Annotated in this window: 8 protein-coding genes and 2 pseudogenes; 2 read left to right on the forward strand and 8 right to left on the reverse strand. The window is 71.4% G+C overall.

Translation table 11 applies throughout. The annotated features are described in order from the left end of the window. Positions 1-355, reverse strand: a 355-nt coding sequence (locus C1I98_RS00855) for an MFS transporter (RefSeq protein ID WP_146607214.1), incomplete at its 3' end; no start/stop codon positions are given. Positions 356-433: 78 nt separating this feature from the next. Between C1I98_RS00855 and C1I98_RS00860 the strand changes: the two genes are divergently transcribed. Next, positions 434-1,036 carry a TetR/AcrR family transcriptional regulator gene (locus C1I98_RS00860; RefSeq protein ID WP_111165118.1) on the forward strand — a complete coding sequence of 201 codons (603 nt, stop codon included), beginning with the start codon at positions 434-436 and terminating at the stop codon, positions 1,034-1,036. 76 nt (positions 1,037-1,112) lie between these two features. On the opposite strand, the pseudogene C1I98_RS00865 reads toward C1I98_RS00860, so the two are convergent. Beyond that, a pseudogene (locus C1I98_RS00865) lies at positions 1,113-1,475 on the reverse strand (IclR family transcriptional regulator domain-containing protein); the annotation flags it as partial. A gap of 373 nt (positions 1,476-1,848) precedes the next feature. Here C1I98_RS00865 and C1I98_RS46285 point away from each other — a divergent pair. After that, positions 1,849-2,037, forward strand: coding sequence for a 4-hydroxy-2-oxovalerate aldolase family protein (locus tag C1I98_RS46285; RefSeq protein ID WP_438672065.1), 189 nt, complete (start codon positions 1,849-1,851; stop codon positions 2,035-2,037). Positions 2,038-2,075: 38 nt separating this feature from the next. On the opposite strand, the pseudogene C1I98_RS00870 reads toward C1I98_RS46285, so the two are convergent. The 6 genes and pseudogenes from C1I98_RS00870 to C1I98_RS00890 all read right to left on the reverse strand — a co-directional run. Further along, positions 2,076-2,873 (reverse strand): annotated as a pseudogene (locus C1I98_RS00870) (MFS transporter); the annotation flags it as partial. Positions 2,874-3,060: 187 nt separating this feature from the next. Further along, positions 3,061-3,237: a hypothetical protein gene (locus C1I98_RS41065; RefSeq protein WP_158557826.1), complete on the reverse strand. Its 177-nt coding sequence runs from the start codon at positions 3,235-3,237 to the stop codon at positions 3,061-3,063. A 170-nt stretch (positions 3,238-3,407) separates the two neighbouring features. Further along, positions 3,408-3,728, reverse strand: a complete 321-nt coding sequence (locus C1I98_RS00875; protein WP_233506947.1) for a DUF6204 family protein — start codon at positions 3,726-3,728, stop codon at positions 3,408-3,410. Between the two features lie 13 nt (positions 3,729-3,741). Then, positions 3,742-4,380, reverse strand: coding sequence for a TetR/AcrR family transcriptional regulator (locus C1I98_RS00880; RefSeq protein ID WP_111165121.1), 639 nt, complete (start codon positions 4,378-4,380; stop codon positions 3,742-3,744). A 129-nt stretch (positions 4,381-4,509) separates the two neighbouring features. Beyond that, a complete protein-coding gene (locus C1I98_RS00885; protein ID WP_146607215.1) occupies positions 4,510-11,307 on the reverse strand; it encodes a DUF2341 domain-containing protein in 6,798 nt (2,265 codons plus the stop codon). A gap of 310 nt (positions 11,308-11,617) precedes the next feature. Further along, positions 11,618-12,172, reverse strand: a complete 555-nt coding sequence (locus C1I98_RS00890) for a MarR family winged helix-turn-helix transcriptional regulator (protein WP_199536636.1) — start codon at positions 12,170-12,172, stop codon at positions 11,618-11,620. Positions 12,173-12,180 lie beyond the last annotated feature (8 nt).

The raw sequence follows: 12,180 nt of genomic DNA on the forward strand, positions 1-12,180 counted from the left end.
CCTGATCGGCGGTGCGCTGACCGAGTACCTGTCCTGGCGGTCGATCCTGCTTATCAACGTGCCGATCGGGCTGGCCTGCCTGGCCGCCGCCCAGGCTCGCGACGGTGAACACCACCAGGCCGGCGCTGAAGACGCGCCGGTGCCCGTACAGGTCGGCCAGCCGCCCGCCGACCAGCAGCAGCCCGCCGAGGCTCAGCGCGTAGGCGTTGCCCACCCACGCCAGATGCCGCGCGTCGAAGCCGAGCGCGTGCTGGATGGACGGCAGCGCGACGTTCACCACCGACACGTCCAGCACCACCATGAACTGCGCGGCGCACAGCAGCGCCAGTACGACCGGCACCGACCACCTCCCCATATTTCGATGCGATCACATCGAATTACCGAGCCCCAGCATATAATCCGATGTGAGCACACTGAAAAGCCGGGAGGAGCCATGGGCAGGGGGCCGGGCGCGCAGCATGTGCGGCGGCGCGGTGAGATCGCCGACGCCGTGCTCGCCATCGTCGCCGACCGCGGCCTGGCGGCGGTCTCGCTGACCGAGGTGGCCGCCCGGGCCGGCGTCTCACCAGGCAGGGTGCAGCACTACTTCCCGGCCAAGCGGCAACTCATCGAGGCCGCCTTCGAGCGCGGCAACGAGCTGTCCAGCGCCCGCATCCGGGCCAAGACCGGCGCCGACCTGGAGGCCGCCGAGCCGCGCCTGGTGCTCACCACCGTGCTGGGCGAGCTCATCCCCTACGACGCCGCGACCGAGGCGCACCTGCGCGTCAGGCAGTCCTTCCAGGCCATCGCCTTCGCCGAGGAGGCCATCGCCGCCCGGCTGCGCGTCCTGTACGCCGACTTCCACCACCAGATCGCCGATCTCATCGCCCGCGACCAGAAGGCCGGCCGCATCCCGGCCGCCGTCGATCCCCAGGGCACGGCGCTCACCCTGGTGGCACTGGCCGAGGGGCTGGCCGCCTACGTGCTCACCGGCGTCACCCCCGCGACCACCGCCCGTGAACAGGTGCTGGCGGCCATCGCCGCCCTCTACCGCTGACCCGCCCCACGGCCCGGCCGATTCAGTGGCGACCCGGCACACCGGCACGCCGAATCCCGATCGATCGGCCACGCCTTCACATCGCCTTGAGCGGTGCCCGTGACACACCCAGCGCCGCGGTCTTCACGGCGGGCGCCGGCCGGGGCGGGTGGAACCGGGTCGCCGGCGCCGCGATCGACACGGCCGCCACCACCGTGCCGCCTCTGAAGATCGGCGCCGCGATGCGGGCGATCCCCAGCCGCGCCTCCTCCCGCTCATAGGCCACGCCGGTCGTCCGGATCCGCCGGATCTCGTCCTTCAGCCGGGCGGGGTCCACGATCGAGTACGGGGTGAGCCTGCGCAGCGGACGGTGGAGCACCTCCTCCAGCAGCTCCGCTTCGGCGTGGGCCAGCAGTGCCTTCCCGACGCCGGTGCAGGTCAGAGGGAGTCGCCCGCCGACCGCAGACGGAAGCGAAGGCGACGTCTACGTCACCGGCTCCGGCTCCGGCTCCGGCTCCGGCGGCCGTCTCACCATGGACGGCGTACGCGACCGTGTCCGCGCCTACCGCGACGTCCTCGCCCCGGAGACCCGGCTCGGCATCCACGCCCACCAGAACCTCGCTCGCCGTCGCCGACAGCGTCGTCGCCGTAGAGGAGGGCGTGACCCGCGTGGACGCCTCCCTGGCCGGGCATGGCGCGGGCGCGGGCAACTGCCGATCGAGCCGTTCATCGCCGTCGCCGAGCCAAGGGGTGGGAGCACGGCTGCGACCTGTTCGCTTTGCAGGACGCCGCCGACGCCATCGTCCGCCCCCTCCAGGACCGCCCCCGTCCAGGTGGGCCGCGAAACCCTCACCCTCGGCTACGCCTGCGCGTACGCCAGCTTCCTGCGCCACGCCGAGACCGCCTCCCGCAGGTACGGCGTCGACGTGCGCGCCGTCCTGCTCGAAGGCGGCAGACGCCGCCTCGTCGGCGGCCAGGAGGACATGATCGTCGATGTCGCCCTCGACCTGCTCAACGCCTGAAGAGTCATGGCCGCGGGCGGGCCACGCGTTCGAGCCTGGTCCAGCCCGCCCGGCTTGGGCAGCCGCAGCGCGTACGCGGCGAGCGCCATGGCGAGCAGGCCGAGCGGCAGGTTGACGTAGAAGATCCAGCGCCAGCCCCAGGCGTCGGTGATCGCGCCGCCGGCGAGCGGGCCGCCCACGCCGGCCACCGCGAAGACACCGCCGGTGAAGCCCTGGACCCTGCTGCGCAGCCGCTGCGGGAACAGCTCCGACAGCGCGATCGCGGGCAGTACGAACAGCGCTCCGGCCCCGATGCCCTGGAAGGTCCTGGCGGCGATCATCTGCGGCGTCGTCTGGGCCAGGCCGCACAGTGCGGAACCCACGACGAAGACGGCGACCGCCGTGACGAACACCGGGCGCCGGCCGAACCGGTCGCTGATCCGGCCGTAGAGCGCGCCGGTCGCCGTCGAGGCCAATATGTAGGAGGTGACGATCCAGCCGATCGCGTCCATGCCGCCCAGGTCGGCGGCGATGTCGGGCAGGGCGATGGCCACCACCGTCTGGTCCAGGACCGACAGCAGCATGCCGATCAGCAGGCCCGCCGTGGCGAGCGGCACGTTAGCGCCGCCCTTCGGGTGGGCGGCGGCGGCGTTCTGCGCGAGGTCCGCGGACGCCATGATCAGCCCTTCGCTGAGGAAGTTGTGCACACTGCCCGCGGCGGCGTTGCGGCCCTCCTCGGCATCGACCAGCAACACCGCCCGGTGAACCCGCCCGAGCGCCAGAGCACCGGCCATCCCGGCCGGGCCCCCGCCGACGATGACGACGTCGAACATTCCTTGCCTCCGATCAGCGATCATCGCTTGATGTGAGGACAAGTCTGCAAGTTAATGTCAACATGAAGTCAAGTGGCCGGAGCCGGCCACGAAGCAGTTCGGCCAGCCCAGGTGCCGATCAATTTGAAGCTCGGGCCCAGTGGTGCAGTGCGGCGCCACGCGCTCCGCCCGCCGTACCGGGGCCGGCAATGATCCGGTTCGTCGTGGCGGTTCAGGAGGCCGCCGTCGAGACGCCGCCGACGGTTTCGGGGAGGCGGGCGAAGGCCGTCGTCGCGATCAGCACCACCGCCGCCACCACGCCATTGTGCGGAATGGGGGACAGACCGATGAAGAGCCCCACCACGATCGCGGCGATGCCCAGCGTGCGCAGTAATCGCTCCCTGCTCATGTCCCTCCCGGGGAGTCACATGAAATGAGTCTCCTTCCCCCGCCCCCTTCTGGCAAGATCACCGGCCCGTCATCTCGCGCCTTGCCCAGCGGGAGCGACGATCGCCCCCCTGACCAGCGCCATGATCGGCGGCGCGTCGCGTGTGCGATCCATGGGTGGCTCCGACCGGCTCACGTCGCGACCGTGACAGACCGTGACATCGGTGACGCCCGGCGCCCCTTGGTGCGGATCTTGATGTCGCCCATGTCGGTCACAGCGAGCTTCAAGATCTCATGCGGGTGCCCGTGCGCCTCCAGCGCGGCCATCGCGCCGAGCCCCGCCTCGTCCTCGCCGTCGTCCGGGCCCGCCGGCACCTCGCAGCGGAAGGTGAAGGCCGTCACACTCGAATCGTGGGTGAACGTCCCGGCCTCGGTGTAGGCGGTGCCGCCCGCGGCCAGCACGGCCGCCCGCCCGGCGTCGTCGAGCCCGGTGAACTTCCCTCTGATCGTCACTCTGAACAACTGCTCATTCCTCTCGTACGGCATAGCCGAGCAGGCGCTCCCCCATGAGGCCCTCCACGACGTCGATCAGCTCCAGCACGTCCGCGGCGATGACGCCCGGCCGCTCGCCGGCCGCGGTACGCCTGCCGATCTCCGAAAAGACCAGGCTGTGCAGGCTCCCCAGCTGCCAGGCGACGGCCCGGGGCAGTGGGTCGCCGGGCGCGGCGCCGGTCTCGTGGGCCAGATGGGCGGCCAGTTCGGCGGTCATCTGGTGGGCGAGCCGCTCCAGCCGGGCGGTCAGCGTGGGCGCGGCCCGCATCATCTCCAGCACCCGCCCGAACCCCTCGCTCAGCCCGACTGTGCGCTCACGTCCGCGCACCTCCTGCCGCAGCCGCGCCAAAACCGCATCGGCCGCCGACCGGCCGGGCCCTCGCCCGCGCACGATGTCGGCCAGCCGCTGCGGGGAGGCCTCCTCCGGCGGGAGGACGAGGTCCTCTTTCGCCTGGAAGTAGTTGTAGACGGTGTTGACCGACACCTCGGCGGCCGCGGCGACCTCGGCGATCGTGACGTTGTCGAAGCCGCGCGCGACGAACAGGCCGATGGCCACATCGGAGATGCGTTGCCGGGTCTGTCGCTTCTTGCGCTCGCGCAGCCCTTCGGTCATACGTGGAGTCTATTCAAAGTTTGGAGTCGATTGCAGAATTTGCCCCTGCGCGAGGGCTCCCTGGGGTCGTGGGCGTGATCGTCGCAGTCGGACCGGTCGCGACGATCACGCCCACGGTTCATACCAGGGTCAGCTCAGCGGGCGCCAGGGGCCGCGTGGATCGCCCGGTTGCTGGTTGCGGGTCCACCATGCGGCCCTGTACCGGTGGCCACGGTGTTCCACCACGTCACCGGCCACGAAGATGCGGGTCGGTGTCCAGGCGGCGGTGCCGTCGGCGGTCGCGGCGATCTCCTGCCACGGCCCGTTCGGGTCGCCCGGCGCCTGGTCGCGGGTCCACCACGCCGCCCGCCAGAGCGCACCGCGGTAGGTCACCTCACTGCCGCCGGTGTAGACGGTCCCGGCGGCCCAGGCGGGCGCCTTCGCCACGGTGAGGGCGCTGACGGCGCTGCGGGTCACGTGTCCCGCGGGGTCGCGCAGCTCGGCGTACCACTCGTAGGAGCCGCCGCGCGTGAGGCCGTTGAGCACCACCGAGACCTGCTGGGCGCCGACCGCCGGCCGTACGGGCCCGACCTGCTGCCGCGCGCCGGCCGCGACGGTGAGCGATTCGGCGGCGAGGGTCCGTGTCGTGCTGCCGCCGAGGTCGATCTCCAGGGCGAAGTTCTCCGTGTCCGCGCCGTGGAAACCGGGGATCGCGCCCTGGGGGACCTTGTGGTGCCAGTTCCCGTCGGACGTCGCCTTGCCCAGCAGGGGCGACCAGGTGTTGAAGTAGATCAGGTCGTTCTCGGCATCGACGCTGATGTGCTTGAGGTACTCCTGCCCGCCGTAGACGCGCGACTGGTAATCGGTCAGTACGCCGTAGACGTGGTTGCCGCCTGCGGACTGCCGCGAGGCGACGCCGGTGCCGGCGATGTGGCCGCCGAGCACCAGTTTGACGTTCGGGTACGGATCGACCAGCGCCTGGGTGACGTTGCCGTTCGACCAGCCGTTGACGCCCTGGTTCACCGAGTTGTGATTGGCGATGATCACCGCGTGGTCGGGATGGGCCTCGATGACGCGCTTGGCCCAGGCCAGTCCGGGGTCGCCGGCGTTGTCCGCGGAGAAGAAGCCGACGGTGATCAGCAGGAGCTTCGCCCCGTCGATCTCGGCCGTGTAGTAGTAGTTGTCGATGTTGTCGCTGCCCCCGAACCGCCAGGGGCCGCCCTTGAGACTCTTCTCGAACCGCTCCATCGGGAAGTACTTCGGCAGCATGATCCGGCCGTTGCGCGCGTCCGAGTAGTCGTGGTTACCCCACGAGATCATGTACGGCAGGCCCGCCTTCTCCAGCGCCCGCGCCGACGGCTCGGCGTTCTCCCACTGGTACTCCTGCGACAGGTACTCACGGTTGACCCAGTCGCCCGACTGGAGCACCAGCTTGGTCTTGCGCTCCGCCGCGACGTCGGCGACGTACTCGAACTGGTGCGTCATGAGGTCGGGCGTCGCCTGCGCGTAGAGCTGGGAGTCCGGCACGTGGTCGAAGGCCCAGTCGTACCGGTCGGCGGCGGGCATGGACTCGATGTCGTCGCCCTCCTGCCCCGGCAGCGCGGTCAGGCCGCGCCAGACCAGCAGGTGCAGCTTCCCGCCGGCCACGACGTTCTCGCCGGCGCGGGCGGTCACGTCCAGCTCGACTGCGGCACCGGACGGATCGGCCCCTGCGTCCTTCAGGATCCAGCGGCCGGCCGCGTGGTCGTACACGTGGGCCGAGACGGTGCGGTCGTCCCCGGAGCCCGTCCAGGTCAGATGGAACTCCTGCTGCTTCGCCTGCTCGCCGGTCAGTGAGATCTCATAGATCTGGAACGGGTTCTCGTTCGTTCCCTTCGTCGTCGGCAGCGACTCCTTGCCCACGGTGCCGCTACCGGGCTTCAGCGCGTCGGGCACCCGGTCCGGGGTGGTCCCGGTGCGTACGACGACGTTCGAGGCGCTGAGCGGGATGGTCGGGCCCGCGTAAAACCTGGCCTCGACCGGCTCGCGGTCCTGGGTCTGCGGCGTCGCGCTCAGCGTGACGCGGTTGCCTGAACCCGAGGCGGCGTCGCTCACCTTCGGCGCGGCGGGCGCCACGGTGTCCTTGACCGTGACCCGGATCTCGACCGGCTCGGCCACGTCTCGCGACCCACCGGAAGCGGGCTTACCCGACTTGCCGATGGCGGCGGCGCCGACGGTGAGCGTGTGCTCGCCGATCCGGTTCACCGGCACGCGTACCGTGAACGGCCCGGCATCGACCCGCTGGGCGAGCACCTGCTCGCCGCCCACCCGCGCGGTGAGCTCGGCGCGCCGGCTGACGGTACCGGTCACCTCGACCAGGCCCGCTTCCAGCGAGCCGCCCGCGCGCGGCGTGCCGACCACCAGCGTCAGGCGCTCGCGCGCACGCTCGACCCGCTCGCCGAAGGTCACGGCATCGCCGAACAGGTTCGCATGCCGGAATGACTCGAAGGCGGGAGTGAAGGCCACGCCCGCGATCTGCACCTCATCGACCAGTCCGTGGAACGGCGTCCGGAGGGTGCCGTCGTTGGTGTAGTAGTCGCCGATCGTCGTCTGCACGGCCGGGTCCGAGAAGGTGCTGCGGTACTCGACCATCTGGCTGTGCACCTCGCGCCCGTCGACGAACACCGAGTACGTCATGCCGTCGTAGGTCTGGGTGACCAGGTGCGGCCTGCCGTCGGCCGGGAAGCCGAACCGGTTGCTCAGATCGACGTTTCCGAACTCGAAGCTGTTGCCCGAAAGGCGCGTGCCGACCTGCTTCTCGTCCGGCCGCACGCCCTGCCAGAACGTGAGCTGCCCGTCACCGGTCGCGCTCTCCTTCGCGACCACGGGGGCCGGTGCGCCCAGCGCGGCCAAATCCTCCTCGGTGAGGGAGTACACGCCGCTGATCGCTATACGGTCGTGACCGCCGCCGACGTCGCCCGCGTACTGCAGGCGCGACGCGCCGAACCGCGCCTGGCCGGTGCCCCGCTCCGAGGGGCCGGCGGTCAGGTCGCCGCCCACCACGAGGCCGGTCTGCCGCCCCGTGGAGTCGGTGCGGCGCTCGCCGCTCGCGGTGTCGCCGCCGAAGTGCTCGACCAGGGAGTACGCCTCACCCCACACGGCGGTGGGGTCGTTGCCGGGCGCCCCGCCGCCGAAGTAGGCCCACACCTGGCGCGCCGATCCGGCGGGCAGGCTCGGCACCCGGACCCACACCGTCGAGGTGGTGCCCGGCCGCCAGGTCTCCACCTCGAACGGCAAGGGCGCGCCGTCGGCGGCGAAGAAGGCCAGCTCGTCCCGCTTGACGTCGGGTGCCGACGGGATGCGGAGCTGGACCGGCGTGCCGGTGAAGTCCGACGCGGTGTCGTTGCGGACGGTGACCATCTGGCGGGCGGTCGCGCCGGGGTCGGCCCAGGCCACGGTCTTGCCGTCGGTGGACACCAGCCCGCCCAGCTCGCGCAGCCGGCGCTCGGCGTCCGCAAGGCGCGCCAGCCCGGTCAGGGCGCCACGCTGCGCCTCGGTGAGCCCGTTCACGGCATCGCGCACCGCGGCCACCGCCTTGGCGTCCTTCAGCGTGATGTCGGGGGCGGCGGGCAGTTCGTCGATCCGGGCGGCGACCGGGGAGATCGCGCGGTCGATTCCGAAGCCCTCGAACAGGCGCGGTACGCCGCGGTCGCGGATGTCGTAGACGTTCACCGTGAGGCGGGCGGCCGTGACGTTCACCGACGTGAAGTTCTCGCCCGCCTGCTCACCGGTGCGGTCGAACAGCCGCAGGTAGGGCTCCAGGTCCACGCCCTGCGGGTTGGTGGCCTGCTTGTAGTGCTTGGCGCCGGCGGTGTTCGGCAGGAAGTAGATGGAACCCTTGGGGTCCACCGCGTACTCGACGCGCTTCCCGGCGCGGACCTCGGTGATCTTGGTGGTCTCGACCGGCCGTGCGCCCTGGACCCCCTTGGGGTCGGCGGCCAGCACCTTGGACCGGCTCATCACATGGTCGTGGCCCTGCAGCACCAGGTCGATGTCCAGCTCGTCGATCACCGGCACGAGAGTGCGGCGCATCGCCATGACGTCGCCGTCGTCCAGGTGGTTCGCCGTCGTGTAGGTGCCCTTGTGCATGGACAGGACGAGCCACCTGGCCCCGGCGTCGCGCGCGGCCTTGGCGTCGGTCCGGAGCCAGTCGATCTGCTTCCGGGAGATCCCCTCGGGCCCGCCCTCGTTGGTGTTGAGCACCATGAAGTGCGCGCGGTTGTAGGTGTAGGAGTAGTACACGCCGCCGGACCGGTCCTGGTCCTGCGGGCCTTCCAGCGTGAAGTGGTCGGCGAACGCGTTCGCCGCCGCGTCGTGGTTGCCCGACGCCGGCGCGAGCGTGGTCTTCAGCAGGCTCGGGCGGGCGGCGTCGAGCAGGTCCTTCCAGTCCTGCTCCCGGCCGCCGTCCTCGACGACGTCGCCGTTGTGCATGACGAACTCCGCGTCCGGCACGTGCCGAAGCGCCTTGGCGATGGTCTGCGCCGACAGCTCCGCCTCGGCCAGGTTCTGCGACTGGGTGTCGGTCAGGTCGATGAACGTGAAGTCCTCGTCCCCGCCCTTCGCCGTGACGAACGTGCCGGTGGCGCTCCACACCTGCTCGCCCGCGCTGCCCACGCGGTAGTAGTACGTGGTGCCGGGCCGCAGGTCGCGGGCGACGGCGCGGTAGAAGGTCTCCCCGTCCGCGCTCTCCTCGCGCTGCGCCTGGACGGTCACCGTGGCCGAGCCCTCGGGGAACTCGCGGTCGGTGCTCAGCACGGCGACGGCGCCGTCCGTGTCCAGGGTCGAATACCAGGTGAAGGCGCGCTGCGTGCCCGGGTCGCCGTGGAAGGTGGTGGTGATCCGGTTCGGCGCCTCGGCCGAGGAGACGTACTTCGGCACCGGATGGCCGAGCTTGGCGTCCCAGCTCCACTTCTCGGCGAAGTCCCAGCCCAGCTTCTCGTACGTCGCCCGCTGGGCGAGCAGGTCGGCCGTGGCGTCCGTGCCGTGCTGGTTCTTGGCGCCCGGCCCGCTGACGGCCTGCCCGCCGATGGTGATCGCGGCGTTGGCCAGGTTGTTCTCGGCCGTCCAGCCGTCATAGCCGGTGTAGCCGACGACGCGACCGGCGAACCCGTCGATCCTGCCCCGGTAGGCGATCGAGCCGGACAGCGCGACGTTGCCGGTGAACGAGCCGCCCGCGCTCGGGTTGCCCGGGTAGGCCACGATGTTCGCGGCGTCGATGCCGCGGGTGCCGCCCGCGCCGCCGTCGGCCGCCACGCTGAGGGTCGCCTCGGCGAGGTTGTTGCGGATCGTCACGCCGCCGTTGGAGTAGGACACGAGGCCCGCGGGCATCTTCTGCGCGCTGATCGCGGCGCGTACCCAGTTGTCGGTGACGGAGCCGCCGCGCAGCTCGGCGACCAGGCCCGCCACCTTCTCCGCGCCGGTGGCCGTGAGACCGGCGTCGAGCACGGCGTTGCCCGTCAGGGTCGCGTTGGTGGCGACGACGGCGAGGCCGGCCACGAACCCGCCGCGCGTGCCACCGTCGGCCTTGACGTTCGTCAGGGTGAGGCCGCGGATGGTGCCGCCGACGAGCTGCCGCACCAGGCCGAGCCGGTCGGCCTCGCCGCCGGCGCTCGACTGCGGGGCGTAGACCAGGCCGCTGACCTTGTGTCCCGCGCCGTCCAGCACGCCCTCGAAGCGGTTGATGCCGCCGAACGGCTCGCGTCCGGCGAAGTCGAGGTCGGCGGTCAGGGCGAAGTGCCTGCCGCCGGTGTACCGGGCGTTGCCGGCGTTGAGCTGGGCGGCGAGCAGTTCCAGGTCCTCGGGGGAGGCGATCTCGTAGGGCTGCTCCGCGGTGCCGCTGCCGAACAGCGTCGGGGTGTACTGCGGCACCGGGTGGCGCAGTGCGTCGTCCCAGCGCCAGGCGTTGGCGAAGTCCCAGCCCAGCTTCTCGTACGTCGCCCGCTGGGCGAGTTGGTCGGCCGTGGCGTCCGTGCCGTGCTGGTTCTTGGCGCCGGGCCCGGTGACCGGCCGGCCGCTGATGGTGATCGCGGCGTTGGCCAGGTTGTTCTCGGCCGTCCAGCCGTCGTAGCCGGTGTAGCCGATGATGCGGCCGACGAACCCGTCGGCCTTGCCCGTGTAGGCGATCGAGCCGGACAGCGCGACATTGCCCGCGAAGGAGGAGCCGTTGGGCGAGCCCGGATAGCCGGCGATGAGCCCCGCGTCGATGCCGCGCGTGCCACCGTCCCCGCCCGGGGCGTTGATCGTCAGGTCGGCCGCCGCCAGGTTGTGCCGCACCTGGGAGTTCTGGTTGACATAGGCGGCGATGCCGGCGGGCATCTTGGCCGCGCTCAGGGAGCCGGTCACGAGGTTGTCCTCGATGGTTCCGTTGTGCAGCTCGGCGACGATGCCGCCCACCTTCTCGGCGCTGTTCGCGATGAGCCGCGCGCCCTTCACGGAGTTGCCCGTCAGGGTGGAGTCGGTGGCCACCACGGCGACCGCGCCGATCCAGCCGCCGGTGCTCGTCCCGGCGTCGGCCTGCACACGGTCGAGGGTGAGGTTGCGGATCGTGCCGCCGTCCAGGCGACGGACCAGTCCCAGGCGGTCGGCCTCGCCCCCCGCCGACGCCTCCCGTACGAGCCGGATGTCGCTGATCGTGTGACCAGCGCCTTCGAGTGTTCCAGTGAAGGAGTTGATACCGCCGAAAGTGCTTCCGCCGAAGTCGATGTCGGCGGTCAACCGATAGGCCGCGCCGCCGAAGCCGCCCGGGTTCCCGTTGATCGCGCCGGCGACCGTGCGCAGGTCGTCGGCCGAGTCGATCTGGTACGGGTCCCGGGGCGTGCCGCCACCGTCGATCCCGGGCAGCGGGTCCGCCGCATGGGCGGCGGGCACAGCCGCCCCGAGGGCGAGGACGACGCCTAGCGCGGCGGTCACGCGTGCGAGGGCACGGGTGCGTGACAGGACATGGGATTGCATGCGGCGAGTTCATCGATCAACGTTGAATGCGCTCGGGCCGACCGGCAACGCCACGATGAACATCGTAGATTCGGCTCGTTGAATTCTGGATTTTCGGCCGGTCTGGCGATCCGCGCGGGCGGCGACCCCGAGTTCGGCTCAGCCGTGGCGGCCGAAGCCGCCCGCCTCCGGGAGCCGATCGCTCAGGGACCCGCCCTGGCCCAGCGGACCGCGCCGATGATGCACAGCTCGACCTTACGCGCGGGTGTGCTGGATGCGGCGGTCGCGGTCACGGCCCGGGGGCATCGTCGCCGACCTGACCAGGGCGTTCGTCGGCGTCGAGGCGTTCGATGAGGCCGTCCAGCAGGGTGCGGAGCAGGACGGTGAGGTGTTCGCGTTGGTCCTCGTCGAGGTGGGCGATGAGCGCGTCTTCATGGGTCAGCAGGGCATCGACGGTGTCCTCGACGAGCCGGTGCCCGGCATCGGACAGGGTGACCGTCTGGGTGCGCCCGCGCGGACCGCGTGTGGTGTGGACCAGGTCCGCCTTCTCGGCGCGGGTGACGCGCTGGCTGATGGCGCCCGCCGTGACCAGGCACGAGGCGCGCAGCTCTGCCGGGGTCATGGTGTACGGGGAGCCGCTGCGCCGCAGCGTGGACAGCAGGTCGAGGGTGGCGCCGTCGATGCCGAGTCGGGCCAGCGTGCGGCGGCGTTCATCGCCGAACAGTTTGGCGGCCCGCCATACGCGGGTGACGATCCCGATCGAGGCGACAGGGGTGCTCGGGCGCTCCCGGCGCCAGGCCAGTTGGATCTCATCTACGGCGTCGGGTTTGCGGTGCTGGGTCACGTTTCCTA

The sequence above is a fragment of the Spongiactinospora gelatinilytica genome (genome assembly GCF_003236385.1).
Lineage (GTDB): Bacteria > Actinomycetota > Actinomycetes > Streptosporangiales > Streptosporangiaceae > Spongiactinospora > Spongiactinospora gelatinilytica.

Coding starts and splice junctions, on each gene's coding strand:
- C1I98_RS00860 (WP_111165118.1), top strand. CDS start 434: ATGGGCAGGGGGCCGGGCGCGCAGCATGTGCGGCGGCGCGGTGAGATC.
- C1I98_RS41065 (WP_158557826.1), bottom strand. CDS start 3,237: ATGAGCAGGGAGCGATTACTGCGCACGCTGGGCATCGCCGCGATCGTG.
- C1I98_RS00880 (WP_111165121.1), bottom strand. CDS start 4,380: ATGACCGAAGGGCTGCGCGAGCGCAAGAAGCGACAGACCCGGCAACGC.